25 protein-coding genes, 1 tRNA gene and 2 riboswitches are annotated in these 25,119 nt (G+C 60.9%); of the genes, 13 read left to right on the top strand and 13 right to left on the bottom strand.

What is annotated here, in order from left to right; all coding sequences use genetic code 11:
* Positions 1–97 precede the first annotated feature (97 nt).
* The gene (gene bfr / locus J2045_RS16225) at positions 98–583 is read left to right on the top strand and encodes a bacterioferritin (RefSeq protein WP_166601653.1); all 486 of its coding nucleotides are present in this window, start codon (positions 98–100) and stop codon (positions 581–583) included.
* A 149-nt stretch (positions 584–732) separates the two neighbouring features.
* On the opposite strand, the gene J2045_RS16220 is transcribed toward bfr, so the two are convergent.
* Both J2045_RS16220 and J2045_RS16215 read right to left on the bottom strand, forming a co-directional pair.
* On the bottom strand, positions 733–939 hold the full coding sequence (locus J2045_RS16220; protein ID WP_307374594.1) for a DUF1737 domain-containing protein: 207 nt from the start codon (positions 937–939) through the stop codon (positions 733–735).
* Positions 936–1,859: an HpcH/HpaI aldolase/citrate lyase family protein gene (locus J2045_RS16215; RefSeq protein ID WP_307374592.1), complete on the bottom strand. Its 924-nt coding sequence runs from the start codon at positions 1,857–1,859 to the stop codon at positions 936–938. The genes J2045_RS16220 and J2045_RS16215 overlap by 4 nt, the downstream gene beginning before the upstream one ends.
* Positions 1,860–1,970: 111 nt before the next feature.
* Between J2045_RS16215 and J2045_RS16210 the strand changes: the two genes are divergently transcribed.
* Both J2045_RS16210 and leuD read left to right on the top strand, forming a co-directional pair.
* Positions 1,971–2,201, top strand: coding sequence for a hypothetical protein (locus J2045_RS16210; protein ID WP_307374590.1), 231 nt, complete (start codon positions 1,971–1,973; stop codon positions 2,199–2,201).
* A gap of 170 nt (positions 2,202–2,371) precedes the next feature.
* Positions 2,372–2,977, top strand: a complete 606-nt coding sequence (gene leuD / locus J2045_RS16205; RefSeq protein WP_166601657.1) for a 3-isopropylmalate dehydratase small subunit — start codon at positions 2,372–2,374, stop codon at positions 2,975–2,977.
* Between the two features lie 58 nt (positions 2,978–3,035).
* On the opposite strand, the gene J2045_RS16200 is transcribed toward leuD, so the two are convergent.
* Positions 3,036–3,974: a pyridoxal-phosphate dependent enzyme gene (locus J2045_RS16200; RefSeq protein ID WP_307374588.1), complete on the bottom strand. Its 939-nt coding sequence runs from the start codon at positions 3,972–3,974 to the stop codon at positions 3,036–3,038.
* Positions 3,975–4,149: 175 nt separating this feature from the next.
* Here J2045_RS16200 and leuB point away from each other — a divergent pair, with 175 nt between their 5' ends.
* Complete coding sequence (leuB, locus tag J2045_RS16195; RefSeq protein ID WP_166601659.1) at positions 4,150–5,262, top strand: 3-isopropylmalate dehydrogenase; 1,113 nt, start codon at positions 4,150–4,152, stop codon at positions 5,260–5,262.
* A 316-nt stretch (positions 5,263–5,578) separates the two neighbouring features.
* Positions 5,579–6,451 carry an RNA polymerase factor sigma-32 gene (locus J2045_RS16190; protein ID WP_307374585.1) on the top strand — a complete coding sequence of 291 codons (873 nt, stop codon included), beginning with the start codon at positions 5,579–5,581 and terminating at the stop codon, positions 6,449–6,451.
* Between the two features lie 104 nt (positions 6,452–6,555).
* On the opposite strand, the gene J2045_RS16185 is transcribed toward J2045_RS16190, so the two are convergent.
* The 6 genes from J2045_RS16185 to thiB all read right to left on the bottom strand — a co-directional run bounded on the left by J2045_RS16185 (position 6,556) and on the right by thiB (position 12,798).
* A complete protein-coding gene (locus J2045_RS16185; protein WP_307374583.1) occupies positions 6,556–7,179 on the bottom strand; it encodes a cysteine hydrolase family protein in 624 nt (207 codons plus the stop codon).
* A complete protein-coding gene (locus J2045_RS16180) occupies positions 7,176–7,577 on the bottom strand; it encodes a MarR family winged helix-turn-helix transcriptional regulator (RefSeq protein WP_307374581.1) in 402 nt (133 codons plus the stop codon). Before J2045_RS16180 ends, J2045_RS16185 begins: the two co-directional genes overlap by 4 nt.
* Before the next feature lie 124 nt (positions 7,578–7,701).
* A complete protein-coding gene (locus J2045_RS16175) occupies positions 7,702–9,201 on the bottom strand; it encodes a M48 family metalloprotease (protein WP_307374655.1) in 1,500 nt (499 codons plus the stop codon).
* Between the two features lie 227 nt (positions 9,202–9,428).
* On the bottom strand, positions 9,429–10,172 hold the full coding sequence (locus J2045_RS16170) for a thiamine ABC transporter ATP-binding protein (protein WP_307374579.1): 744 nt from the start codon (positions 10,170–10,172) through the stop codon (positions 9,429–9,431).
* Positions 10,162–11,820 (bottom strand): thiamine/thiamine pyrophosphate ABC transporter permease ThiP, encoded by a 1,659-nt coding sequence (locus tag J2045_RS16165; protein ID WP_307374577.1) that lies wholly within the window; start codon positions 11,818–11,820, stop codon positions 10,162–10,164. The genes J2045_RS16170 and J2045_RS16165 overlap by 11 nt, the downstream gene beginning before the upstream one ends.
* Positions 11,821–11,826: 6 nt before the next feature.
* A complete protein-coding gene (thiB, locus tag J2045_RS16160) occupies positions 11,827–12,798 on the bottom strand; it encodes a thiamine ABC transporter substrate binding subunit (RefSeq protein ID WP_307374653.1) in 972 nt (323 codons plus the stop codon).
* Between the two features lie 94 nt (positions 12,799–12,892).
* Positions 12,893–13,009, bottom strand: a riboswitch (TPP riboswitch).
* Between the two features lie 125 nt (positions 13,010–13,134).
* Between thiB and J2045_RS16155 the strand changes: the two genes are divergently transcribed.
* Positions 13,135–14,913, top strand: a complete 1,779-nt coding sequence (locus J2045_RS16155; protein WP_307374576.1) for an ABC transporter ATP-binding protein/permease — start codon at positions 13,135–13,137, stop codon at positions 14,911–14,913.
* A 19-nt stretch (positions 14,914–14,932) separates the two neighbouring features.
* Here J2045_RS16155 and J2045_RS16150 read toward each other — a convergent pair whose 3' ends face one another.
* From J2045_RS16150 to J2045_RS16140, 3 genes are all read right to left on the bottom strand, one after another.
* Entirely contained in the window at positions 14,933–16,765 is a 1,833-nt protein-coding gene (locus J2045_RS16150; RefSeq protein ID WP_307374574.1) for an ABC-F family ATP-binding cassette domain-containing protein, read from the bottom strand.
* A 4-nt stretch (positions 16,766–16,769) separates the two neighbouring features.
* Positions 16,770–17,423, bottom strand: coding sequence for a thiamine diphosphokinase (locus tag J2045_RS16145; RefSeq protein WP_307374571.1), 654 nt, complete (start codon positions 17,421–17,423; stop codon positions 16,770–16,772).
* 224 nt (positions 17,424–17,647) lie between these two features.
* On the bottom strand, positions 17,648–17,929 hold the full coding sequence (locus tag J2045_RS16140) for a cold-shock protein (protein ID WP_166601668.1): 282 nt from the start codon (positions 17,927–17,929) through the stop codon (positions 17,648–17,650).
* Positions 17,930–18,292: 363 nt separating this feature from the next.
* Between J2045_RS16140 and J2045_RS16135 the strand changes: the two genes are divergently transcribed.
* The 5 genes from J2045_RS16135 (at position 18,293) to J2045_RS16115 (ending at position 23,043) form a co-directional block, all read left to right on the top strand.
* Positions 18,293–19,132: an AAA family ATPase gene (locus tag J2045_RS16135; protein ID WP_307374569.1), complete on the top strand. Its 840-nt coding sequence runs from the start codon at positions 18,293–18,295 to the stop codon at positions 19,130–19,132.
* Positions 19,132–19,557, top strand: coding sequence for an NUDIX hydrolase (locus J2045_RS16130; protein WP_307374567.1), 426 nt, complete (start codon positions 19,132–19,134; stop codon positions 19,555–19,557). Before J2045_RS16135 ends, J2045_RS16130 begins: the two co-directional genes overlap by 1 nt.
* Before the next feature lie 54 nt (positions 19,558–19,611).
* Positions 19,612–19,689, top strand: a riboswitch (SAM riboswitch).
* Between the two features lie 93 nt (positions 19,690–19,782).
* Positions 19,783–20,712, top strand: coding sequence for a homoserine O-acetyltransferase MetA (gene metA, locus J2045_RS16125; RefSeq protein ID WP_307374565.1), 930 nt, complete (start codon positions 19,783–19,785; stop codon positions 20,710–20,712).
* 101 nt (positions 20,713–20,813) lie between these two features.
* Positions 20,814–21,998, top strand: a complete 1,185-nt coding sequence (locus J2045_RS16120) for a vWA domain-containing protein (protein ID WP_166601672.1) — start codon at positions 20,814–20,816, stop codon at positions 21,996–21,998.
* A 34-nt stretch (positions 21,999–22,032) separates the two neighbouring features.
* Entirely contained in the window at positions 22,033–23,043 is a 1,011-nt protein-coding gene (locus J2045_RS16115; RefSeq protein WP_307374563.1) for an aldose epimerase family protein, read from the top strand.
* 108 nt (positions 23,044–23,151) lie between these two features.
* On the opposite strand, the gene J2045_RS16110 is transcribed toward J2045_RS16115, so the two are convergent.
* Positions 23,152–23,226: transfer RNA gene (locus tag J2045_RS16110), tRNA-Gly, on the bottom strand.
* Positions 23,227–23,500: 274 nt separating this feature from the next.
* On the opposite strand from J2045_RS16110, the gene J2045_RS16105 reads away from it, so the two are divergent.
* Positions 23,501–24,004, top strand: coding sequence for a prolyl-tRNA synthetase associated domain-containing protein (locus J2045_RS16105; RefSeq protein WP_307374561.1), 504 nt, complete (start codon positions 23,501–23,503; stop codon positions 24,002–24,004).
* Positions 24,005–24,070: 66 nt separating this feature from the next.
* Entirely contained in the window at positions 24,071–25,048 is a 978-nt protein-coding gene (gene trxA, locus J2045_RS16100) for a thioredoxin (protein WP_307374560.1), read from the top strand.
* Positions 25,049–25,119 lie beyond the last annotated feature (71 nt).

Genomic DNA, 25,119 nt, shown 5'->3' with positions numbered 1-25,119 from the left:
GCCACGATAAAGTTAGAACCTTTCTAAAAAACTCTCGACAGACCACGGCACCGAGGCTAGAGTTGCATCATTCAATTCTTACAAGGGACGAAAAATAATGAAGGGTGATCCGAAGGTCATTGAACGGCTCAACGAGGCGCTGTTTCTCGAGCTCGGCGCAGTCAATCAGTACTGGCTGCACTACCGCCTGCTAAACGACTGGGGCTACACGAAGCTTGCCAAGAAGGAGCGAGCCGAGTCGATCGAAGAAATGCAGCACGCCGACAAGATCATCGACCGGATCATTTTCCTCGAAGGCCACCCGAACCTGCAGACCGTGGCGCCGCTGCGCATCGGTCAGAACGTCAAGGAAGTGCTGGAAGCCGATCTGGCTGGCGAATATGATGCCCGCACGTCATACAAGGCTTCGCGTGACATCTGTTATCAGGCCGGCGACTACGTCTCGATGAAGATCTTCGAACAACTGCTGATCGACGAGGAAGGTCACATCGACTTCCTGGAGACCCAACTCGAGCTTCTCTCCAAGATCGGCGAAGAGAAATACGGCCAGCTGAATGCGGATTCTGCCGACTCGGCTGAATGACGCGATCCGTCACCACGACCTGAAAAGCCCCGCACGGGGCTTTTCTTGTTTTGGTCAGGCCCGAACGGCCCTACGGGCCGCTCATCGGGTCGATGGGTGCCGCACAGGAAAAGCACGGACGACCCCATCCGCCCTGCGACTAGGCGATTTCACTGCTCTCCGAGCTTCATGGAAGGATCATAATCCTTGCCATGAACGGTCTTCACCAAAGCCTGACCGCAAAACATCTTGTTCTCAGCGACATTGAAGCTGAGGCTTGGCGCCCCATGCAGTTCCCAACCTTTATTGAGCGCGTCGGTGACCCGGTGGCAGAAACTGGCATCATCGGGACCGGTGATGAAGCGATAAACTTTCATGAATTCTTTTCCTTTCTAGCTTCGATCAGAGCGACCTTCGCCAGGAGCCTCGCGGCCTCCTCGGCGTGCAGCCGTTCGATCATGCGGCCATCAATGTTGACGACATTGAGCCCCGCATGAGACGGGTCGGCAAAGCTGCCCACAATGAAACGAGCCTCGGCAATGGCGGCCTCGGAGGGGCCGAATTGGTCATTGGCCGCATCGATCTGTGCAGGATGGATCAGCATCTTGCCATCGAAGCCCATGGCCCGCCCTTGGGCACATTCGGCACGAAACGCATCGAGTTGACGAAAATCGTTCGAGACGCTGTCGATCACATCAAGACCATAGGCACGTGCGGCCAGCACCACCTGCATCAGATAGGGCACAAGATAGGTGCGTCCCGGTTCAGCCGGTATTCCGGTTGCCTTTCGCAGGTCGTTGAGACCGACGACAAGAGCGTCGAGCCGACTATCGCTCGTACGTCCGGTGGATGCGATTGCGGGCGCATTGAGGACGCCACGAGGGGTCTCGATCATCGCCCAGATCCTGAGACGTTCCGCCGCATCGGCATCGGCGATCAGATCAGCCACCGCCTGGACTTCCCCCGGTTCCTCGACCTTGGGAAGAAGCACGGCGTCGACGCCCACTGACAGCACGAGTTCCATATCATCGCGGAAAAACAGGGTCTCTGCACCGTTGACCCGGATGATCCGCTCGGGGTGGCCGAAATCATGTTCCCTGAGGAAATTCAGGAGGTTTCTCCGCCCTTCGGCTTTCCTGTCGAGTGCAACGGAATCCTCAAGGTCAAAGATGATGGCGTCGCAGTCCATCATGGCGGCCTTTGCCAGCGCCCTCTCGTTGACGGCCGGCACCGTCAGTACGGAACGCCGGAGCCGGGAAGGGTGTCTGTCGCGAAAGGAAGTCGGAGCTGACGTCATGCCCGAGTTTTGGCAAGGTTTCTCCGGCGGCGCAAGATGACAATTCGGTGAAAGCCCCTTGCATTGCCGCAGAAAGAGGACCACCTTTGCATGTGAGAAAGGATACCGATCATGCAGTCACTTCGCTCCGCCGTCATTGCCCTTGCAGGCCTCGCTTTTGTCGGCCTCGCTGCCGCATTTGCAGTTTCATTGACGCTTGTGGTCGGCGCACTCCTGACCGTGACGCTCGGTGCCCGTATCCTGATGGGCAAGACCAAGCGGGCACCGGTGTATGCACGTGCGAAACGTCGCGATGACCCACGCGTCTGGAACGACGGCAAAGGCACGATCATCGACCTGTGATCCTGCAGGTTTGGCCGACACCAAGTGCCCGAACAGCCCGGGTGCTAGCACACGTCTCTGCGGGGCGCCGTGCTACGGCAAGCATCTGATAAGATTCTCCTTCAACTTTCTGCGGATTTGCTCTATGGGCGGGGCATCAAACGCGCATTAGCCAGATCGAAGGCAGACTGATGGACAAGTTCGTAAAGCTCACCGGTGTCGCGGCACCGCTTCCGGTCGTCAATGTCGACACGGACATGATCATCCCCAAGGATTACCTGAAGACCATCAAGCGCACCGGTCTCGGCACCGGCCTGTTCGCCGAAGCGCGCTACAAGGAAGATGGTTCGGAAAACTCCGATTTCGTTCTGAACAAGCCTGCCTATCGCAACGCACAGATCCTGGTCGCCGGCGACAATTTTGGCTGCGGCTCCTCCCGCGAACATGCTCCGTGGGCTCTCCTGGACTTCGGCATCCGGTGCGTGATCTCCACGTCCTTCGCCGACATCTTCTACAACAACTGCTTCAAGAACGGCATCCTGCCGATCATCGTCAGCCAGGAAAACCTGGACAAGCTGATGGACGATGCCAGCCGCGGTTCGAATGCCGTGCTGACCGTCGACCTGGAAGCCCAGGAAATCACCGGTCCGGATGGCGGCAAGATCGCGTTCGAGATCGACGCGTTCAAGCGCCACTGCCTGCTGAACGGCCTCGACGACATCGGACTGACGCTGGAAAAGGCGTCCAGCATCTCGACATTCGAAACCGCAAACGCCGCCCAGCGGCCTTGGGCGTGAGCAGGAAGACAATGACGCAATGAAAAAGCCGGGCAGTGTCCCGGCTTTTTTATTGCGTTCACTCCTGGAGGAACCGGCTTCTCCATGTCTCAAGCATGGCAAGCGTAACACCGATGCCGCCACAGACCTCGATCAAGGGTGCCTTGAAGCGGGAGAGCAAGCCGGCATGCACGTCCGCAACCGCAAGAGCAGCACCGCAAGCCGGCTCCACCAATACGCGGTAACCATCGGCGAATTTCAGGCAGGCAGCAACGGCTTGGGCGTCGGTGACCGTCACGCTCTCAATCCGATGCACAGCCAAAAGGTCGAAGACATGCTGTGCGACCTGCCGCGCCCCGAGTGAATTGGCGATCGAGGTGATCGCCGGAAGCGTCACGCGCTCCTTGGCGACGACTGCGGCATTCAAGGAGGCGGCCCCCTCCGTCTCAACCGCGATGACCGGGATTTCGCGAAGTCCGTTACGCCGAAGCCCCTCGACGATACCGGCGAGCAGCCCGCCACCACCGACGCTGGTGACCACGCAGTCGAATTCGGCACCGGCCTTCACGACTTCGTCAATCAGAGTAGCATGCCCCTCCCAGAGGAGAGGATGATCATAGGGATGCACGTAAGCCGCCTTGCGTTCGGTAGCAAGCGAAACGGCATGGGCATTGGCTTCGTCGAACACAGATCCGTACACACGCACATTAGCACCTGTTGCGGCAATCCGGACACGCACTTCGGCAGGGGTGGTTTCGGGCACAACGATGGTCACGGGGACGCCTAGCGCACGCCCTGCCACAGCCGCAGCGATACCGGCATTTCCGCCCGAGGCGCAGAAGATCTCCTTCGCCCCCTTCGCCACCGCATGCTGGCAGAGCAATCCGACGCCGCGCAGCTTGAAACTTCCCGACGGCTGGAGTGCGTCGAGCTTCAGCCAGAGCGGCAGGCCAGTCGCACTATAGTCGGAGGCGGTACGCAGCAAAGGCGTTTCAATATGCAACGGAGAGAGTGGCATGGGTATGATCCGATTGGCAGAAGCGCCACTCTTGGACCCACAGCCGGCACGCGGTCAACGAAGAAATCCCGAGCATGGCATACCCCGAACCGTACCGTTTCAGGCCTATCTCGCTTGAAAAGCCCGGTACCCAGGGGTAAGAAGCCGCGACTTCTTTATCGAGTGGAGGGTTTCCATGACGGCTCGCAATCTTCTCCTGCTGCCCGGCGACGGCATCGGCCCCGAGGCCATGGCCGAGGTCCGCAAGATCATCGCATACATGAACGAGGCGCAAGGCGCCGGCTTCGTCACCGACGAAGGTCTCGTCGGCGGCTCCGCCTATGATGCGCATGGAGCGGCGATTTCGGAAGAAGACATGGCGAAGGCCCTCTCTGCTGACGCGGTCCTGTTCGGCGCCGTCGGTGGCCCGAAGTGGGATGACGTACCCTACGAAGTGCGCCCGGAAGCCGGCCTTCTGCGCCTGCGCAAGGATCTTGAACTCTTCGCCAACCTGCGTCCCGCCATCTGCTATCCGGCACTTGCCAACGCGTCGTCGCTCAAGCCCGAACTGGTCGAAGGCCTCGACATCCTGATCGTGCGCGAGCTGACCGGTGGCGTATATTTCGGCGAGCCGAAGACGATCACCGATCTTGGCAATGGCCAGAAGCGCGCCATCGATACCCAGGTTTACGACACCTATGAGATCGAGCGCATTTCCGCCGTTGCCTTCGAGCTTGCCCGTACCCGCGGCAACCGCGTCTGCTCGATGGAAAAGCGCAATGTGATGAAGTCGGGTGTTTTGTGGAACCAGGTGGTCACGGCCACCCACAAGGAGAAGTTCTCCGACGTCAAGCTCGACCACATGCTGGCCGATGCCGGCGGCATGCAGCTCGTGCGGGCACCGAAGCAGTTCGACGTGATCGTCACCGACAACCTGTTCGGCGACATGCTGTCGGATGTGGCTGCCATGCTGACCGGTTCGCTCGGCATGTTGCCCTCGGCTTCGCTCGGCGCGCCGGACGCGAAGACCGGCAAGCGCAAGGCGCTTTACGAACCCGTCCACGGTTCGGCACCGGATATCGCCGGCAAGGGCATCGCCAATCCGATCGCGATGATCGCATCCTTTGCCATGTGCCTGCGCTATTCCTTCAATATGGTCACCGAAGCGGACCGCCTGGAAAAGGCGATCGCCAATGTCCTCGACCAAGGCATCCGCACCGGCGACATTATGGCAGATGGCTGCCGCCAGGTGGGCACGGTCGAGATGGGCGATGCCATCCTTGCAGAGTTCAAGGCACTGTCGGCCTGATCCTAACCTACTACCTTTCCAGACAGGCGGCGCGGGGCAACCCGCGCCGCTTTGCGTTTTACCGCATCAGCGATTTCAGCCACGGAAATGCTCACTTCCGCGTGATAGCTGCACCCTGACAGAAGGTCGCACCCGCGTCAGCAATCCGATGTCGCACCACGCGCGTAATAGTGGTCAGACAAGCAGATGAGAACCACGCAACCACCGCCGTGACCGACATCGTTGGAACCTGACCGAGGCTCAGCCGTTCAGGTGACAATGCCGGCACGAGGGCCTGCAACAGGCCAGCGGTCCCGAGAGACCATGGAGATGTTCGATGAAAGCCACATCCGCTGACAGACACATCATCAAGTATGCCATGTCACAACCCTATCTGGAACGCGAAGAAGAACTAGACCTCGCCATTCGCTGGAAGGAGCATGACGACCAGGGCGCCCGCAATCGGATTGCACAGGCGCATATGCGCCTGGTGATTGCCATGGCCTCGAAATTCCGTGGCTTCGGGCTGCCGCTGAATGATCTGATTCAGGAAGGTTACATCGGTCTCCTCGAGGCCGCCGCCCGCTTCGACCCCGGTCGCGAAGTGCGGTTTTCGACCTATGCAGGCTGGTGGATCCGTGCCTCGATGCAGGACTACATCCTGCGCAACTGGTCGATCGTGCGGGGCGGTACGAGTTCCAGCCAGAAGGCATTGTTCTTCAACCTGCGCCGCCTGCGCGCCAAGCTCGCTCAGGGCGACAACCGCCTGTCGGACCAGGCCATCCATCAGGAAATCGCATCTGCGCTCGGCGTAAGCCTTGCCGACGTTCAGTCCATGGATGCACGACTGTCCGGCAACGACGCCTCGTTGCAGACCCCCGTCGGAGGCCGCAATGGCGAAGGCACCGAGCAGTTGGATATGCTGGAGAGCAACGAAGCGCTGCCGGACGAGCAGGTGACCTCGATCATTGACGGAGAACGCTGGAACGGCTGGTTGAAGGACGCGATGAACCGTCTCAACGAGCGGGAAAGCCGGATCATCAAGGCTCGTCGGCTGACCGAGGATGGCGCGACGCTGGAGGAACTTGGCATCGAACTCGGCATATCCAAGGAACGCGTCCGCCAGATCGAAACGAGGGCCTTGGAAAAACTGAAAGTCGCCCTCACGGATAAGGCGCCAAGGGCAGCACGCCTTGAAATGGCAATGTGAGCGGCAATCACAGATCAATATGAAAAGCCGGCGGAGATGCCGGCTTTTTCGTCTGAACGTCAATGCCTGACGAGCCTGATCCAGGAAGAGACGCTGGGCGCGCCCTATCTCAGAATGACAGCGTTTGAAGAGAGTATCCCGCGGGTTTCGTCACCAGCAGTTTGATTGACGCACAGGGTTGCCCGGGTGACCACTTCGACTGCATACCCCCTCTGACGGGCCGCAAGGGCGGTCTTCGCGACGCAATAGCGCAAATCCAGCCCGACAATTCGAAGCTTACCCACGTCGAGCCTTTCCAGAAGCCCATCCAACTCGCCCGCCTCGAATGCGTCCTGAACCCTCTTGACAAGGACGTGTTCGGCAAGCCCTTCAAAAGGCTCCGCGATCTGGATTCCCGGCGTTCCCTGAATAGCCTGCCCCCTCATTGTCAGGCGCGCGATGACCTTCGTCGACGGGATGGACCACTCCTGGCGCACCGCGATGATCGGAAGAGCTTCGGCCTTCGCAGTCGCCACTTCGGCGAGAATCGCTGTCAGGGCGTCCGCCTTCGCTGTGTCCTCATAGGGACCTTCGTCCCAGAACACGGACTGCAGATCAATCAGGAGCAAGGCCGTCCCGGGACGGCTGCCAATGGGCATGCCGCGACTGACGGCACCGATCTTTCTGATCCCGTTCGCAAGCCACACAAGCCCGGAAAGGGCGGCTATGGTGAGAAGCTGGCCTATCACTTCGCTTGCTCCTCCCCGTTAGCTTTCAGCTTCTCAAGCAGCATCACGACCACCTGAAGTGCCGTCTCGATATCGCTCGCATCAATCTCGGCGCCGAGCTGTTCCACCAGCTGTTTTTCACGCCTCACGACGTCTTCGATCAGGCTATGGCCCTTGGCAGTAAGGGCGATCATCGTGGATCGTTTGTGACGCGGGTTCGGGCGACCGACGGTGAGACCTTCCGCAAGCGTTTCGTTGACCATTAGCTGTACATACTGTCGTTTGATCTCAAGCTTCATCGCAATTTCAGGAACGCTGGCGCTTCCATGAGCGTGAAGGATCTCGAGAACCGCCCGCATCCGAACAGTCAGCCCCGTGCCGTCCAACCCTCGCTCGACACACGCCTCCGCAGCCTGCATGAGCGGGCGCGACATCCAGATGAGACGATAAAGTTGCTCGCATTTATCCATGACACTAATGAAGTCATTACGACATCTATATTGTCAAATTAAAAGCCGCCAAAGCAGCCACAGCGCGACTTCGTCACTCGGAGATGATCTTTACCCGCATGCCGGCCGTAACCGTCGAGGTTGGCCCCAGCGCATTGATCAGGCGAAACAGTTCGAGCTTGCGGTCGGTGCCCATCATCCGCGCAGACAGCGTTCCAACTGTGTCACCGGAACCGACCGTGACGACGCGAACGCGCAGGGGTTTGAGCGATGCCGCTTCCTGAGGCGTGATGCGGCGGAAGGAGGCGCGCAACTGTGCGGCAGTCGTTTCCAGAGCCGGGCTGCCCTTCGGCACGGCGGTCAGAAACCGGAAAATCTGTGGCCCGATCCGAATGACGGTTATATCGAAGTCCCAGCGGTCAGCCGAGGCCCGCGCAGTAGCCGCTTCCAGCCCATTGACGGTGATGGTCCGGATTGTGTCGGGCAGCAGCCCGGTCACCCAACCACTGGAAATATAGTTTGGCAGGCTGATCTTCTGGTTGTCGGCGACGCCGTCGAAACGGATGGCCACATCACCAGGGCCCGTGGCAAGAACCGCCTCGACCTTGTTGTCGATCTGGAAGCCCGGGGGGACGTCAAAGCGAATGCCGAGCTGCCCATGCAGGAAAGTCTGCCCGCGCACGAAACCTTCCTGCGGACTATCACCATAGAGCAGGCCGTCGATGCCATTAAGGTAATAATCGCGTCCGGTCTCGCCATGCGTGCCCTCCGGACCGAAGGCGCGGGCATGCCGCTTGGCCAGCTCGACGCGCTGCGGCGCATTGGGGTGGCTCGAAAGGAAGTCGAGGCTCTGGTCGGCAGCTGGATCGACCGAGGTGAACTGGCTGTATCGCGCCATGGAATCGAGGAAGCGGGCTGCAGCATAAGGATCATAGCCGGCCTCGCCCAGGGTGCGTACACCGATAACGTCGGCCTGCAGTTCCTGCTGGCGCGAGAAGGCGGCCAGCCTCAGCTTGCCGCGGGCGAGCGCCTGCTTGCCGGCGAGATCGCTGGACAGAACTTCTGCCACGACACGGCTGGCAATCACCTCCGCCTCTTCGCGGCGCTGGCGCTCGATACCATGATTGGCGGTCACGTGGGCCATTTCGTGGCTGAGTACGGCTGCCACTTCCGAGGCGTCATTGGCAAGAGCAAGCAACCCGCGTGTGACGTACAGATAGCCGCCTGGCAGCGCAAAGGCGTTGATGGCAGGCGAATTGAGGATCGTGATGCGGTAGGACTGGTTGGGGTTCTCAGAGACAGCTGTCAGGGCACCAGCAATGCGGGCGACAAGGCGTTCGGTCTTGGCGTCGGAATACTCCCCGCCATAGGACGCGACGATGCGGGGATGCTCGCGGGCGCCCATCTGGGCCCGGGGATCGCCCTTCTGGACCTCATCAACGATCTGCGGATTGCGCGATGGCGCTACAGACGGCTCGTAAGCCTGTTCAAACAGCGACTGGCAGGAAGAGAGCACGAGCCCGGCAGCGACCACGACGGCAACGCTCGCATTGAGCCTGACGGGCCGGCGCCGCCGATCCGCTTCGGCAGCCATCGCGCTGTTCCAGCTCAAAAACTGCATCCTGCCCCTTCACCCTGTGCCCGATGACCATGGTCCCGGGTCCAGCATCCACGCAAATCGCGGCGACCACATGATCCCCGCCATTCCATAATGCGAAACCATCACATGCACTAGAACATAGTCACGTCATCAGGAATGACCAAGGGTCTTACCCGAGGAACAACTATTCTCAAGGCGCATGGCAGGCGCGGACGACCAAATTAAGGCGATTGCTCCGGAAGCACTGTTTCGCCCAGGAAGTCACGCACGACCGTAAGGTCGCGCCGCTCAAGGAACAGGCCCTTCTCCGCAGCGACAAGCACCCTACCGTCTTCGATGAAAACAACCCGGTCCGCCAGTCTGACGACGTCGCGAGGATCATGGGTGACAAGCAGGATGGTCGCACGGGTTTCGGCATGCAGATCCGCGAGCAGCTCGACCATCGCCGCGCGCAATCCAGGATCCAGCGCAGCGAAGGGCTCATCGAGCAGAAGTACGGGGCGGTGGCGCACAAGGGCCCGCGCAAAGGCAGCTCGTTGCCGCTCGCCACCCGAGAGGGAACCCGGAAGGCGACGTTCATAGCCAGGAAGCCCCACCCTGACGAGGGCATCGGAAATGGCCTTGCGGTCAGCAGCCGAAAGCCTCATCGCCGGATGGATGCCGAGCCCGATATTGGTGAACAGGTCGAGATGCGAAAACAGGTTGTTGTCCTGGAAGATGAGGGAGACAGGTCGCTCGGCGGGTGCTCGTTCGGTTACGTCCACACCGTCGATCAGCACACCGCCGCTTTCCGGCCGCTCGAAGCCTGAAACGAGGTTCAGCAGTGTCGACTTGCCTGACCCGGAAGGCCCGACGATCGCCGTGATCCGGCCGCGTTCGAACCCACAGTCGAAATGAAACCGACGGCTGCCGAGGATGAGCCGTGCATCTTGGAGCTCGATGGTGGCTGAAGCATCAGGATGCATCGCGCATCTCCCGGTCTCCTGGCGTTGGGCGTCTGCCGGGCGCGCCGAGAAGGGCGAGCACCAGACAGATCGCGCCGAGGATGAGAGCGAGCCCATCCGCATCATCGCTGCGATAACTGCCCATTCTGGCATAGATGAGAGCAGGAAGCGTCGAGATGTTTTCCGAGCCGAACAGGGCGACCGCTCCCAGATCGCCGAGCGACAAGGCCATGGTGAAGGCGAGCGCCGTCAGCACAGGCCGCTTCAGCACGGGCCAGTCAATGAACCGCAGGCGTTGGACGACGGAAAGCCCAAGGCTTTCGGCAAGCTGGGCCGTGCGCGCGCGATGCTCGGCATGAGCAGGCCCCAGGACACGCACCGCAAAGGGAAGCGCCATCAGTGCATTGATCCCGGCAACGACGAAGGGCGCAAAGGCGGCAACATCACCGCGGGGCCTGACCGCCAGAAACCAGCCTGTTGCGAGCACGCTGGTCGGAACAAGAAGCACCAGCGATGAGACGGAAGCGAGGGCAACGCCGAAAACCCGGCTGCGAAAGGTATGCGACCGGGCTGTAGCGAGCTGTCCTTGGGCCGCAACCACCCCATAGGCGAGCATTGTCGCGACGAGGCCAGCGGCGAGTGCCACGCAGAGGCTGGTGACCGCCGCCACCTGAAAGCTGGGCTGTAAAAAGAGCCGACCGAGATCGGCCTGAAGTCCCGACACGACGACCTGCCCAAGCGGCAGAATCAGAAAGAGAGCGACCGCGAGCAACAGCAGTCCATCAGCAAGTCGCACCAGTGGGCGGCGGCCGTCGTATCGCGGAAATCGACGTCCACTGGTGGCTCCTGTATCAGTGGCGGCAGGCAGCAGGCTCAGAAACGCGAGCAAAGCGCCGGTGACGGTGATCTGCAGCAATGCCAGTGAGACGGCACGCTCCGGATTGAAGTCAAAGCGCAGCGCTTGATAAATCGCGACCTCTATCGTTGTCGCTGCGGGACCTCCGCCAAACACCAGGACGAGCGTGAAACTCGTCGCACACAGCATGAAGACGAGACCCGCCACACCCGGGATGACCCGGGCGAGCGCCGGCCATTCGATGAAGCGGAAGGTGGAAAGCGGCGAGAAACCAAGGCTCGCGGCCATACGCCAGTATTCAGCTGGAACCCGCTCAAGCGCCGAAAGCAGCAGCCGGGTCGCCAGGGGCAGATTGAAGAAAACGTGCGCGACAAGGATACCTGTCAGCCCATAGATAGAAACGGGCTGGTCAAGCCCCAGTCCCATCAGGACGTCGTTGACGATACCATTGCGCCCGAAGATGCCGATGAGGCCAAGTGCACCGATCAGCACGGGCAGGCCCATGGGTATGGCCATGAGGCGAACCAGCCAGTTGCGACCCGGAAAATCCGGTTGGCGGGCAAGCGCGCCGGCGATCGGCAGCGCCAGGCCGACGGAGATGAACGTCGAGAGAAACGCCTGCCAGAGCGTGAAGGACAGAACCGAGCGCACCACCGGATCGGCAAATGCCGAAAAAAGCCCGCCCGAAAGCCGCCCCGTGAGCAGAGCAGCAATCGCGAGCCCGACGAAAGCCACCACGACGACCAGCACGAAGAGGCCACCCGCGAGCGCGGGTAGCCTTTCTCGTCTCGACTGGTGAAGCGGTCGGCTCATCCAGAGCTACTTCAGCGTCATGGCCTTCAGCCACTCGTCGATCCAGACCTGACGGTTGGCAGCGACCTCGGCCGGGCTCATCAGGAATGTGGTCTTTGGCTGGACGAGCTTGCCGAAAGCCTCCGGCAGGGGCTCGGACGTGGCGGCGACCGGCATCATCCAGTTGTTGGTCGGGATCGTGTCCTGGAAACCGGGCTGCAGCATGAAGGCGAGGAACTGGCGGGCGAGCTCCTTTTCCGGCGCGTTCTTCAGGAGGCCTGCGACCTCGATCTGGATGTAATGCCCTTCGGAGAATTCGGCCGCCTGATAGCGGTCGGTTTCTTCGGCGACCATGTGGTAGGCCGGCGAGGTGGTGTAGGAGAGCACCATCGGCGCTTCGCCCTTGGTGAACAGGCCATAGGCTTCCGACCAGCCGGGCGTCACGGTCAGGACGCGGTCCTTGAGCTTGGCCCAGGCTTCCGGTGCCTTGTCGCCATAGACCGACTTGACCCAGAGCAGCAGGCCGAGACCCGGCGTCGAGGTGCGCGGGTCCTGGATGACGATCTTCTGGGCAGGATCGCCCTCGACCAGGTCCTTCAGGCTTGTCGGCGGGATCTTGATCGTCTCGGTGTCATAGATCACGGCGAAGTGGCCGTAGTCATACGGCAGGAAGACAGTGTCGCTGAAGCCGCCCGGCACTTTCACAGCCGAGGCATCAACGCCATGCGCTTCGAAGAGACCGGTCTGCTTGGCTTCCTCGACGAGATTGGTGTCCAGCCCGAGAACGACGTCGGCTTTCGAGGTCTCGCCTTCGAGCTTGAGACGGGTCAGCAGCGCCACGCCATCGGCGACGCCGACGAAGTTGACGGTGCAGGCGCAGGTCTTCTCGAAGGCTTCCTTGACCTTGGGGCCGGGACCCCATTCCGAGACGAAGCTCTCATAGGTGTAGACGGTCAGGGTCTTGGCTTCGGCCAGAGCCGGCGAGACGAAGCCGATCATGGCGGCTGCAGCGCCGCCGATAAACATGGAAACAGTTGTGGGTCGCATGGCGCCCTCCTCCTTCATCATCATTGCAGTCGGGATAGGGCGCTTTGCGATCGACGCGTCTAATCCCTCCGCCGGTGTTAACCGGATCAGGTTCCGCGGGTTGGCATCACTGCCTCTCAGCATTCCGATCGGCTAGGATCGAAAGGCACCCCGTTAGAGCAATCCTGAGATAGCGCGCCGCTTTGCCGAGCGCAAGGTGGGGACAATTCACCGCATCGTCACAGCCATGAGGAAATTGACACTTTGCCTGTGTTACAAAGGTATCGGGATATGTGAGAAGCGGTGCGCATGGCAGGCTTGCAGTCGAAGGGCAGAAACGAAACGGACCGCGTCGTTGCCGAGGTCGAGGCCAGTTTCAGCCGTCAGTTGGCCATGGCGCTGGACAGTTTCTGGAAATCCGATGCCCGCAACCGCATTCTCGGCTTTGCCTTTGCGCTTGTTGTGGTGATCCTCGCCACCGTCTATGGCACCGTCCAGCTCAATCACTGGAACGCACCCTTCTACAACGCGCTCGAACGCCGCGACCTGCCGGCTTTTCTGACCGAGCTGCGCAACTTCGCGATCATTGCCGGCGTGCTGCTGGTCCTGAATGTTGTGCAGGCCTGGCTGAACCAGATGACGGCGCTGCACATGCGCGAGGGCCTGTCGTGTGACGTCGTGGATCAATGGTTGAATGGCGCGCGGGCCTACCGGCTTTCGGTTTCGAGTGCGCTTGGGGTCAATCCGGACCAGCGGCTGCATGAAGACGCGCGCAAGCTGGCGGAGATGACGACGTCGCTGTCGATCGGCCTGTTCAATGCCACGATCCTGCTCGTCAGCTTCATCGGGGTCCTCTGGGGTCTGTCCAGCGAATTCACCTTCAAGATTGGCGACTGGAGCTTTCAAATCCCGGGCTACATGGTCTGGGGTGCGCTCATTTATGCGCTCGCCGCGTCGCTGCTCAGCCAGCTGGTGGGGCGCAAGCTGTCGCGGCTGAATGCCGATCGCTACGCCCGCGAGGCGGATCTGCGCTTTTCGCTGATGCGCGCCAACGAGAACCTCGAGGCGATCGCCGTCACGCGCGGCGAGGCGACCGAGCGGCAGCATATCCATGATTCGCTTGATGGGGTGCTGATGTCGATCCGCCATCTGGCATTGGCGCTCACCAATCTCACCTGGGTGACGGCCGGTTTCGGGTGGCTCGCGATCATCGTACCAATCCTGATTGCTTCTCCCGCCTATTTTGCCGGGACCATCTCCTTTGGCGGCCTGATGATGGCCGCCGCGGCCTTCACTCAGGTCTACTCGGCATTGCGCTGGTATGTCGACAATTTCGGCCAGATCGCCGACTGGCGCGCGGCCCTGATGCGGGTCACTGTGCTGAGAGCGGCGCTGACCACCATGAACGAAAACGAGGGCGGCACGGGCCGGCTGACGCTGGCGCGCAGCGAAGATGGCACGCTCAGGCTGGACGGTCTCGAAATCTGCGTCCGCGTCAACGGCGATGCCTGCGAAAGCGCCTTCCATCTCAAGGAAAGGGATGTGGTGATTTCCGCCGGCGACCGCGTGATGGTCAATGGCGACCAGGGCGTCAACCGCAAGCTGCTCTTCCACGCCATGGCCGAGCTCTGGCCTTATGGCGAGGGCCGCATCCTGCTGCCTGAGGATGAACTCGTCTTCGTGCCGCAGACAAGTTATCTGCCCGAAGGCCGTTTGCGCAGCCTTCTGACCTATCCGTCGCTCTCTGCCGCTGTCGATGATGCGGCTCTCGTCTCGGCTCTCCAGACGGTCGGGCTTGGCGAGTTTGCCCGCCGTCTTGATGAAAAGGGACGCTGGGAGAGGATCCTCGACAAGGACCAGCAGATGGCGCTGGCTTTCGCCAATATCCTCATCCGCAAGCCCCGCTGGCTGGTGATGCAGGATATTCTGGAAGGACTGGAGCCGGAAACCGAAAGCCGGCTCACGAAAATTTTGGCGACGGATTTCGCCGAAACGACGCTCATCTATCTCGGCCGATCCCACGCCTTCGCCGATGCGACGGGGGCGAGGGCGGTTCATCTGGAAAAGTCAGGACACGCTCAGGCCTGATGGCTGAGATTGGAGAGCCTCAGCCCTCCAATTCCTCTCGCAGCATTTCAAGCTCCAGCCATTCCTCTTCCATGCGCGTGATATCGGCGCGCAGCTTTTCCATCTCGGCGGCGAGCTTGTTGAAGGTCTGGGGGTCCTTGCTGAAGAGGTTGGGATCGGCCATCTTGGCTTCGCGGGCAGCGATCTCCTTCTCGGCCTTTTCCATGTCCTTCGGCAGGTTTTCGAGCGCGAACTTCTGCTTGAAGGAGAGTTTACCCTTGCCCTTCGATCCTGCCTCGGCGGGCTTGCCGCCCGAGGCTTCTTGGGCCTTCGCCTTCTCTGCCTTTTCTATCCGCTTGCGCTCGTCTTCCACGCCCTTGCGCTGGGCCAGCATATCGGAATAGCCGCCGGCATATTCGATCCAGCGACCGTCGGGTGCGTCCGGATTGGCCGGCGCGATGGTCGAGGTGACGGTGCGGTCGAGAAAGTCACGGTCGTGGCTGACCAGGATCACGGTTCCGGAATAGCCGGCGACGATTTCCTGCAAGAGGTCGAGCGTCTCGATGTCGAGGTCGTTGGTCGGTTCGTCGAGGATCAGGAGGTTCGAGGGCTTGGCCATGATGCGCGCCAGCATCAGGCGCGCGCGCTCGCCGCCCGAGAGGTTGCGGATCGGCGTGCGGGCCTGTTCCGGCTGGAACAGAAAGTCCTTCATGTAGCCGGTCACATGCTTCTGTTCGCCACTGACCAGAAGGTTGTCACCACGGCCGTCGGTCAGGTAATGGGCAAGCGTATCATCCGGGTTCAGGTCCTCGCGCTTCTGGTCGAGAACGGCAATCTCCAGATTTGTGCCGAGCTTGACCACACCCTCGTCCGGTTCCAGCTGCCCCGTCAGCATCTTCAGAAGCGTCGTCTTGCCGGCACCGTTCGGGCCGATCAGACCGATGCAGTCGCCTCGGTGAACGCGAATCGAGAAGGGCGCGACGATGGCGCGATCGCCATAGGTCTTGGTGATCTTGTCGGCCTCGATGACGAGTTTGCCGCTTTCCTTGCCCTCAGTCGCCGATGCCTGGATAGTGCCTTGCGGCCCCTTGTGGCCCCGGTAGTTGGCGCGCAGTGCCTGAAGATTGCCGAGGCGGCGCATGTTGCGCTTGCGGCGCGCGGTGACACCATAGCGCAACCAGTGTTCTTCGCGTTCGATCTGGCGGCCGAGCTTGTGCTGCTCGACTTCCTCTTCCTGCAGCACCTGGTCGCGCCATTCCTCGAAATGAGCAAAGCCCCGGTTCAGCCGGCGCGACAGGCCGCGATCCAGCCAGACGGTGGCGGTCGAGATCTTTTCGAGGAAACGACGGTCGTGGGAAATCAGGACGAGCGCGCTGCGGCTTTTCGACAATTCGCCTTCCAGCCACTCGATCGTCGGCAGGTCGAGATGGTTGGTCGGCTCGTCGAGCATCAGGATATCGGGCTCGGGCGCCAACACGCGGGCAAGTGCCGCACGGCGGGCTTCACCGCCCGAAAGCCGGGTCGGGTCCTCCTGACCGGTCAGGCCGAGATGCTCCAGGAGATAGGTTACCCGGTAGGGATCGTCACCCGGTCCAAGGCCTGCCTCGGCATAGGCCTGTACCGTGGTGTAGCCGACAAAATCGGGGGCCTGCTCCAGGTAGCGGATCGTCGACGAAGGATGCCGAAAAACCTCTCCGGATTGCGCTTCGACCAGCCCGGCTGCGATCTTCATGAGCGTCGACTTGCCTGAGCCGTTTCGCCCGACAAGGCAGATCCGGTCGCCAGGTTCAACCTGAAGACCGGCGCCCGCGAGCAGCGGCGTGCCGCCGAAGGAGAGTTGAATGTCGTCGAGTTTCAGAATGGGAGGCGCCAAGGCATCAGGCTCCGGAAAGGTCATAGGGGCGGGCGAGCAGTATGGCCCGACCATGGGAAAGTGAGACCGAGATCGGCCCCTCGGCGACATTGGATATCGTGCGGGAGGAACCGAAGGGCAATCGGAAATCCTGGAGCGGATAGCGTGCGTTGAGGATCGTCAGCCCCTCCAGCGCCGTGAAACCGAGGACAGAGAAGAGAGCGCCCTTCGGCAGTTCGAGCGCCAGTTCGCTCTCTTCGGAAAAAGGATAGGCCTCTTCCACACCGGAGGTCAGCACCACCTCGTAGCCGTCATCAACCAGACCAAGCGCATTGAGATAATGCTGCAGAGCGTGATCAGAGCGCTCGCCGCCGAGCGCGCCGACGAGTATCAGCCGCGTGGCACCGCGCGCAATGGCCTCTGCCACCGCGATTTCTCCGTCGGTGACGGCCTTGGCGGCCGGGTATGTACGTCGTTCGACGGTCGGGAAACGCGCAATTAGGGCAGCATCGCTGCTGTCGAAATCGCCGACCCAGAGCTCCGGCGTCACACCGAGGCTCGACGCATGGTGCATGCCGCTGTCAGCCGCGATCACGCGGCTACCATGCGTCAATGCCCGCAGGCGATCGGTGACTGTCAGGCTGCCGCCAAGCAGCAGGGTGAAAGAGGTCGAAGTCATGCGCCAGCCCTTAGCGCATCTTGCCTCAAAAGGGAAAGGCGAATGCGGCAAAGACCACGCCTACGGGCGGGCGAGAAACGCGGCCCGGACTGGCTTATGGGAGGCAATCCGGGCCGATCGGTCTCAGCGCTTCTTGGGCGAAGCCGCCTCGGCATTCTTGATCTGGGAGGTGAAACTCGAGACCGGAGCCGCAGCGGGCTTCGACTTTTCCTGTTTCGGCTTTCTTACTTCGCGGTTCGAACGCTGCTGGCCTTTAGCCATGATGTGTTTTCCTTGCTTGCAGGAGCCGGTGCCCGAGCGGATGCCGAGCTGCGGCTGGGGTCGATGTCAGTTTCGGCGATACACCGGTCGAAGCTCTCGCTTTCGAACCGGACACGGTACTGGCGGCTTCCACCAGTCTCCGGCAGGGTGGCCAGTACCTTGCAGGCACCCCCACTGCGGGCGAGACGGACAGGGCCGTCCTTCAGAACCACCAGATCGCCGATGGAATAGCGGTGTTTGGTCATAGATACTCCTGCAGCGCAAAGACTGCGGTCGTGACAGGCAGCCCGCGCCAAATCGCGCGGAACGAAATCCTGTCAGTCGATGGGAGCCTGCCGGTGGGCGGGCTATGGCAGCCGGATGGGATGGTCCGGCGAGAGAAAGTCGGGTCGTGGAGAAATTCGGTGATGCCCGGCACCCGGTATTCCGTCCTGGCGGAATCTGGCGCTTGCAGACGGACACGCATCAGCATTCGTGCAAAACAGCCTGTCAGATCACAGCCAAAAGACAAGCATTATCTGCCGTGCGCGGCGAAGGCCGTGCATGTGCTTGCACCGCGTGAAGGGCCTCACTAGGTTGCAGCCGAGGACAAACGAGGCTCTGACATCATGCAGTTTCAAGGTACCGCCGACTACGTGGCCGACAAGGATCTGATGATCGCGGTCAATGCCGCGATCCGGTTGGAGCGGCCGCTGCTGGTAAAGGGCGAACCCGGCACCGGCAAAACGGAACTCGCCCGGCAGGTGGCCGCAGCACTCGGCATCGAGATGCTGGAATGGAACGTCAAGTCGACAACCAAGGCGCAGCAGGGTCTCTACGAGTATGACGCCGTCTCGCGGCTGCGCGATAGCCAACTGGGCGACGCCCGTGTCCATGACGTCAACAACTACATCCGCAAGGGCAAGCTCTGGCAGGCCTTTTCGGCAGCGAAGAAATGCGTGCTGCTGATCGACGAGATTGATAAGGCCGACATCGAATTTCCCAATGACCTGCTGCAGGAACTCGACCGGATGGAGTTCCATGTCTATGAGACGGGCGAGACCGTCACGGCCAGGGTGCGACCGATCGTCATCATCACCTCGAACAACGAGAAGGAACTGCCGGACGCATTCCTACGCCGCTGTTTCTTCCACTACATCCGCTTTCCCGATGTCGAGACACTGGAGAAGATCGTCGAGGTCCACTACCCCGGCATCAGGAAGACGCTGCTTGGCAATGCGCTCAGCCAATTCTACGAGATCCGCGAAACCCCTGGGCTAAAGAAGAAGCCATCAACCTCGGAAGCACTGGACTGGATCAGGCTCCTGGTCGCCGAGGATGTCGATCCGGCCGATTTGCGTGGCGATGCCAGGAACGCCCTGCCGAAGCTGCACGGCGCGCTCTTGAAGAACGAGCAAGACGTGCACCTCTTCGAACGGCTCGCCTTCATGGCGCGGCGGGAGCGGTGATGGCCCCCGTGGTCAAAGTCCTGATCTACGGCGTTTGGCGGGGGCGAGTTCTGGTATTCGACGAGCCGGACTTTCCCGAGATTGCGCTGCAGATCCCGGGCGGGACGGTGGAGCATGGAGAGGACCTGCTGCAGGCTGCCGCCCGCGAATTCTACGAGGAAACAGGATTGGCAACGGGGCGCGATCTCAGACAGATCCTCTCACACCGCTACAGCTTCGACAGGGGGAACGAGCGGATCACGCACCAACGCCACTATTTCCGGACGGATCTCGTCGGTGAATACCCTGAGGAGTGGGTCCACTGGGAACAGTCGCCGCACGACGGAAGTGCTCCGATACGGTTCCACCTCCACTGGCTCCCCATCGCGGTCGCCAAACGCAACCTCGGCATGGGAATGGCGGACGAACTAGACACGTTTGGATAGGACAAGAGCAACAAGGGACCCCATTGATTCGCGAGCCCGACAGGCGTAAATAAACGCCTGTTCCGTGGTGATTTGGCCGGCCGGCTTGCAGCCACGTAAAATAAGTCGCTAAAGGGCCGAGGCGAGTTCGACGACTTTCCGAGGACCGGTGGCGATATTGAAGCTGCCGGTATTTTTGTTTCCGTGGCCTCATGCCGCCGTGACAAGGAAAGTCGAGAGTAAGAGATGCCGATCAGGATCCCCGATACGCTACCCGCCTTTGAAACGCTCGTGCATGAGGGTGTGCGCGTGATGACCGAGACCATGGCGGTCCGTCAGGACATTCGCCCCTTGCAGATCGGCCTGCTCAACCTCATGCCGAACAAGATCAAGACCGAGGTGCAATTCGCCCGCTTGATTGGCGCTTCGCCCCTGCAGGTCGAACTCACCCTGGTCCGCGTCGGCGGCCACAAGGCGAAGAATACGCCGGAGGAACACCTCCTTTCATTCTACCAGACCTGGGACGAGGTGAAGCACCGTAAGTTCGACGGCTTCATCATCACCGGCGCTCCGGTCGAGCAACTGCCCTTCGAGGACGTCACCTACTGGCCGGAACTGGAGCAAATCCTGAACTGGACGGAGACCAACGTGCATTCGACGATGAATGTGTGCTGGGGCGGCATGGCCGCGATCCACCACTTCCACGGGGTACCGAAACACGCGCTGAAGGAAAAGGCATTCGGGGTCTATCGCCACAAGAACCTCGCGCCATCCTCAATCTATCTGAACGGCTTCTCGGATGATTTCCAGGTGCCGGTCTCGCGCTGGACGGAAGTGCGCCGTAAGGACATCGAGAAGGTCGAGAACCTGAACATCCTGCTGGAATCCGACGAAATGGGCGTCTGCCTCGTGCAGGAGGCGCGGGCCAATCGCCTCTACATGTTCAATCATATCGAATATGACTCGACGTCGCTCGGCGACGAGTATTTCCGCGACAAGAGTGCAGGCGTTCCGATCAAGCTGCCGCACAACTATTTTCCGCACAACGACGACACGCTGGCCCCGCTCAACCGCTGGCGGGGCCATGCGCATTTGCTGTTCGGCAACTGGATCAACGAGATCTACCAGATGACACCCTATGACCTCGCCGAGATCGGCAAGGACTTCGGCGGCTGAGAGCAACCGCCAGCGCGGATATGGGCTGATTTTGGCGGGACAGAAGGCGGCCCTTGTGACAGGATGGCCTCTTCTGTCCCGCGTCCAACCGATACCGACCGATGTTCCTGCCCTTCTTCCTTCGCCTGAGAGATGAAAAGCTGCCCGTCACGCTGCGCGAGTATCTCGCCCTGCTGGAAGGGCTGGAGGCAGGTCTCGTCACCTTTGACCCGGAAGGTTTCTATTATCTGGCCCGGACCACGCTGGTGAAGGACGAACGTTTCATCGACCGGTTCGACCGGGTCTTTTCCGAAATCTTCGGTGGCGTTTTCGACGTGGCGGCAGCCGAGGGCACCGAGGCAGTGCCAATCCCGCAGGCCTGGCTGCGCCGCCTGGCGGAAAAGCACCTGTCTGACGAGGACAAGGCGCTGATCGAATCCCTGGGCGGTTTCGACAGACTGATGGAAACGCTGAAAGAGCGCCTCGCCGAACAGAAGGAACGCCACCAGGGTGGCAACAAATGGATCGGGACGGCAGGCACCTCACCTTTTGGTGCCTATGGCTACAATCCCGAAGGCGTGCGCATTGGCCAGGAGGAAAGCCGGCACCGCCGCGCCGTGAAGGTCTGGGACCAGCGCGAGTTCCGCAATCTGGATGACCGGGTGGAACTGGGGACACGCAACATCAAGGTGGCCCTGAAGCGGTTGCGCCGCTTCGTGCGTCATGGAGCGGCAGAGGAATTCGATCTCGATGGCACGGTGAGATCGACGGCAGAGCACGGCTATCTCGACGTCAGAACAAGGCCAGAGCGGCGCAATGCGGTAAAGCTGCTGATGTTCTTCGACATTGGCGGTTCGATGGATGATCACGTGCGTGGGGTCGAGGAACTATTCTCCGCCGCTCGCTCGGAATTCCGGCACATGGAATACTTCTACTTCCACAATTGCCCCTACGAGCGCGTCTGGAAGGACAATATGCGCCGCCATTCCGACACGATCCCGACACTCGACCTGATCCGCACCTATGGTCCGGACTATCGCCTGATCTTTGTCGGCGACGCGGCAATGAGCCCCTACGAAATCACCCATCCCGGAGGTTCGGTCGAACACTGGAACACCGAAAGTGGCGCAGCATGGCTCGCGAAGCTGACGGACCATTTCCGCCGGCATCTGTGGATCAATCCCCTGCCGGAGCCGCGATGGGATTATACGATGTCGGTGGGACTGATTCGGCACTTGCTCGGCAACCGCATGTTTCCGCTGACACTCGGCGGGTTGGAACAGGCGGCACGCGAGCTGGCACGCTGATCCGAAAAGACAAGACGAGGCGAGGACGCAGACGATGACAAAAAAAGTGTTCGGCGTGATGCCGGCGGGTGACGCGGTCGAAAAGGTAGTGCTGACAGGCGGCGGCTTGACAGCCTCCGTCATAACCTTCGGGGCGGTACTCCAGGATCTACGGCTTGTGGATCATGACGCTCCGCTGGTGCTCGGCTTCGAGGACCTTCCGAGTTATCTCCAGCACTCACCCTATTTCGGCGCCACCCCAGGCCGCTGCGCCAACCGGATCGGCAATGGGCGCTTCTCCTTGGATGGCGTGGACTACCAGCTGGAACTGAATGAAAAGGGCGTGACCCACCTTCATGGCGGCTCGGACGGCATGGGACGTCGGAACTGGACGATCCTAGAACATGGCGCAAGCCATGTCGTGATGGAGATCGCAGATCCGGATGGGCGCGCCGGATATCCGGGCACGACCCGGACCCGCGCCACCTTCGCCGTCAAGGAAGGCGGCGTCTTTTCGGCACTCTACGAGACCGTGACGGACAGGCCGACGATCGCCAACGTCTGCCACCACGCTTATTTCAACCTGGATGGCCGGACCGATATTCTCGGCCATGACATGATGATCGCAGCCGATCACTATACCCCGGTGGACGAGAGGCTGATCCCGACGGGAGAGATTCGCCCGGTGGAAAACACCGCCTTCGATTTTCGCGAGATGCGCCCGATTCGGCTTGAGGTGGATGGCGGGCAGATGGGCTACGATCACAATTTCTGTCTGTCGAGCAGCCGTGTGGCCAAGCGCAGTGTTGCCCTCGCCCGCAGCGTCAATTCAGGCGTGACCATGGAGATCCTGACGACGGAGCCGGGCGTGCAGTTCTACGCCGGTGGCAAGGTGGGGCCCGCCGTGCCAGGTCTCGAGGGGCGCCGCTACGGTGCATTTTCCGGCTTTTGCATGGAAACACAGATTTGGCCGGATGCGATCAACAAGCCGAACTTTCCCGATGCGGTCCTGCGCCCGGGCGAAGTGCTGCGCCAGGAAACGGACTACGTGTTCTCGAAACACTGACATGCAGGGACAGCCGGCTGCGGATATGTCTGCAGTCGGCACCAAACCGGAGACAATCGACGGCGGCAAAACCGCGCAACATCAATCATCATACTTTCCAGAGAAGAATGGAGCGGGTGAAGCGATTCGAACGCTCGACCCCAACCTTGGCAAGGTTGTGCTCTACCCCTGAGCTACACCCGCTCATAAACCGCGATCCTGGGGTAGTGTCTGGATCGTGGGCCGTCCGTCTTGCGGCGACGGGGGCTATATGGCCCAACCGATTTTCAAATGCAACAGGGAAATGACGGATCAGTGCGAAAAAAATTCGTGAGCACCCCAAGAGGCTGACAAAGCTCAGCTTTTACGGGTTTTTTGGCGACACGAAAGATTGCAGGATGTCGGTCTTGGGCCTATGCCTCTGAGGGAAACCGGTTAGATGACGGGCTCAAGACCCGGACTTTTCAAGCGAGGCCCCATGACGACGCCGAAAACTGCAGACGATCTTTTCCGCTTCCTGGACGAACTGGAGATCGCCCACAAGACGAAGACCCATCCGGCTGTCTTCACTGTGGCGGAATCCGTGTCTCTGCGTGACGAAATCCCCGGCGGCCATACGAAGAACCTCTTCGTCAAGGACAAGAAGGATAATTTCTTCCTGCTGACGGTCGAAGAGAACGCCTCCGTCGACCTGAAGACCGTCCATACGATCATCGATGCCGCCAGCAAGGTCTCCTTCGGCAAGCCGGAGAAACTCATGGAGTATCTCGGCGTGGCACCGGGGTCCGTGACCGCCTTCGGCGCGATCAACGACACCAGCCACAATGTCACCTTCATCCTCGACCGGGATCTGATGGAGCACGACGTGATCAACTGCCATCCGCTGTCCAATGAAGCGACGACATCGATCGGCCGTGACGATCTGATCCGCTTCATGCAGGCGACCGGGCACACGCCGCTTGTCTTGAAAGTCACGGCCTGACATACGATCTTATCGGCAAGGACGGCGCCCTTCGAGAGGTCGCCACACAGGCGGGAGATGCACGAGATGAGTGACTACGGCAACCCTTATGGCGGCTACGGCAGCCAGACCATGACAGCCAATGCCCAGTTTGGCGGGACACCGGCAGGCGCGGCCGCCCCGACAGGCGAACTCATCAAGGACACGACGACCGCCAACTTCGCCCGCGACGTCATGGACGAATCGCGCAATCAGCCGGTTCTCGTCGATTTCTGGGCACCTTGGTGCGGCCCGTGCAAACAGCTGACCCCGGTGATCGAAAAGGTGGTCAAGGAAGCAGGTGGCCGGGTCAAGCTGGTCAAGATGAACATCGATGATCATCCGTCGGTGGCCGGACAGCTCGGCATCCAGTCGATCCCCGCCGTCGTGGCGTTCGTCAACGGGCGTCCCGCCGACGGTTTCATGGGCGCCCTGCCGGAAAGCCAGGTCAAGGCCTTCATAGACAAGGTGGCCGGCCCGGCTGGCGCCGATCAGGCAGCCGAGATCGCTGCGGTGCTTGAAGAAGCGTCCGGCCTTCTTGCCGGTGGCGACATTGATGGCGCCGCGCAACTTTTTGCAGCCATCCTGCAGGCAGACCCGGACAATACACAGGCCCTTGCCGGTCTCGCCGAATGCATGATCGGCGCCAACCAGCACCAGCGCGCGCGCGAACTCCTGTCACAACTTCCCGAGGAGCTCGCAAAGGCCCCCGAGATCCAGGCGATGCTCAAGCGGCTCGACCAGATCGACGAGGCCCGCAAGCTCGGCGACCCGGTGGCGCTCGAGCACACACTGTCGCTCAATCCCGACGATCACGAGGCACGTTTGAAGCTCGCCAAGATCCGCAACGTTGAAGGCCGCCGCGAAGAAGCGGCTGAGCATCTGTTGCTGATCATGAAGCGTGACCGCACCTTCGACGATGACGGCGCACGCAGGCAGTTGCTGCAATTTTTCGAGGTTTGGGGGCCGAAGGACCCTGCGACTGTCATGGCACGTCGCAAACTGTCCTCAATCCTCTTTTCGTGAGCTGTCCCCGGCCTTGAGTTTTGGCTGGCGCGACCCAGATAGAAGCAAGAACGAACGCCGGATGTCATCCG

The sequence above is a fragment of the Peteryoungia aggregata LMG 23059 genome (assembly GCF_030814435.1).
GTDB classification, from domain to species: domain Bacteria; phylum Pseudomonadota; class Alphaproteobacteria; order Rhizobiales; family Rhizobiaceae; genus Allorhizobium; species Allorhizobium aggregatum.
Note: the sequence above shows the minus strand (reverse complement) of the source record. Positions and strands in the feature narration are given on the sequence as shown.

What these genes read in the sequence shown, in the direction of transcription:
- J2045_RS16135 (WP_307374569.1), top strand. Translation starts at nt 18,293, where the DNA reads ATGCAGTTTCAAGGTACCGCCGACTACGTGGCCGACAAGGATCTGATG.
- J2045_RS16130 (WP_307374567.1), top strand. Translation starts at nt 19,132, where the DNA reads ATGGCCCCCGTGGTCAAAGTCCTGATCTACGGCGTTTGGCGGGGGCGA.
- J2045_RS16180 (WP_307374581.1), bottom strand. Translation starts at nt 7,577, where the DNA reads ATGCAGGCTGCGGAGGCGTGTGTCGAGCGAGGGTTGGACGGCACGGGG.
- J2045_RS16105 (WP_307374561.1), top strand. Translation starts at nt 23,501, where the DNA reads ATGACGACGCCGAAAACTGCAGACGATCTTTTCCGCTTCCTGGACGAA.
- J2045_RS16220 (WP_307374594.1), bottom strand. Translation starts at nt 939, where the DNA reads ATGAAAGTTTATCGCTTCATCACCGGTCCCGATGATGCCAGTTTCTGC.
- J2045_RS16190 (WP_307374585.1), top strand. Translation starts at nt 5,579, where the DNA reads ATGAAAGCCACATCCGCTGACAGACACATCATCAAGTATGCCATGTCA.
- J2045_RS16140 (WP_166601668.1), bottom strand. Translation starts at nt 17,929, where the DNA reads ATGACCAAACACCGCTATTCCATCGGCGATCTGGTGGTTCTGAAGGAC.
- J2045_RS16165 (WP_307374577.1), bottom strand. Translation starts at nt 11,820, where the DNA reads ATGAGCCGACCGCTTCACCAGTCGAGACGAGAAAGGCTACCCGCGCTC.
- metA (WP_307374565.1), top strand. Translation starts at nt 19,783, where the DNA reads ATGCCGATCAGGATCCCCGATACGCTACCCGCCTTTGAAACGCTCGTG.
- leuD (WP_166601657.1), top strand. Translation starts at nt 2,372, where the DNA reads ATGGACAAGTTCGTAAAGCTCACCGGTGTCGCGGCACCGCTTCCGGTC.
- J2045_RS16120 (WP_166601672.1), top strand. Translation starts at nt 20,814, where the DNA reads ATGTTCCTGCCCTTCTTCCTTCGCCTGAGAGATGAAAAGCTGCCCGTC.
- bfr (WP_166601653.1), top strand. Translation starts at nt 98, where the DNA reads ATGAAGGGTGATCCGAAGGTCATTGAACGGCTCAACGAGGCGCTGTTT.
- J2045_RS16170 (WP_307374579.1), bottom strand. Translation starts at nt 10,172, where the DNA reads ATGCATCCTGATGCTTCAGCCACCATCGAGCTCCAAGATGCACGGCTC.
- J2045_RS16175 (WP_307374655.1), bottom strand. Translation starts at nt 9,201, where the DNA reads ATGGCTGCCGAAGCGGATCGGCGGCGCCGGCCCGTCAGGCTCAATGCG.
- J2045_RS16215 (WP_307374592.1), bottom strand. Translation starts at nt 1,859, where the DNA reads ATGACGTCAGCTCCGACTTCCTTTCGCGACAGACACCCTTCCCGGCTC.
- trxA (WP_307374560.1), top strand. Translation starts at nt 24,071, where the DNA reads ATGAGTGACTACGGCAACCCTTATGGCGGCTACGGCAGCCAGACCATG.
- J2045_RS16210 (WP_307374590.1), top strand. Translation starts at nt 1,971, where the DNA reads ATGCAGTCACTTCGCTCCGCCGTCATTGCCCTTGCAGGCCTCGCTTTT.
- J2045_RS16155 (WP_307374576.1), top strand. Translation starts at nt 13,135, where the DNA reads ATGGCAGGCTTGCAGTCGAAGGGCAGAAACGAAACGGACCGCGTCGTT.
- thiB (WP_307374653.1), bottom strand. Translation starts at nt 12,798, where the DNA reads ATGATCGGCTTCGTCTCGCCGGCTCTGGCCGAAGCCAAGACCCTGACC.
- leuB (WP_166601659.1), top strand. Translation starts at nt 4,150, where the DNA reads ATGACGGCTCGCAATCTTCTCCTGCTGCCCGGCGACGGCATCGGCCCC.
- J2045_RS16145 (WP_307374571.1), bottom strand. Translation starts at nt 17,423, where the DNA reads ATGACTTCGACCTCTTTCACCCTGCTGCTTGGCGGCAGCCTGACAGTC.
- J2045_RS16115 (WP_307374563.1), top strand. Translation starts at nt 22,033, where the DNA reads ATGACAAAAAAAGTGTTCGGCGTGATGCCGGCGGGTGACGCGGTCGAA.
- J2045_RS16200 (WP_307374588.1), bottom strand. Translation starts at nt 3,974, where the DNA reads ATGCCACTCTCTCCGTTGCATATTGAAACGCCTTTGCTGCGTACCGCC.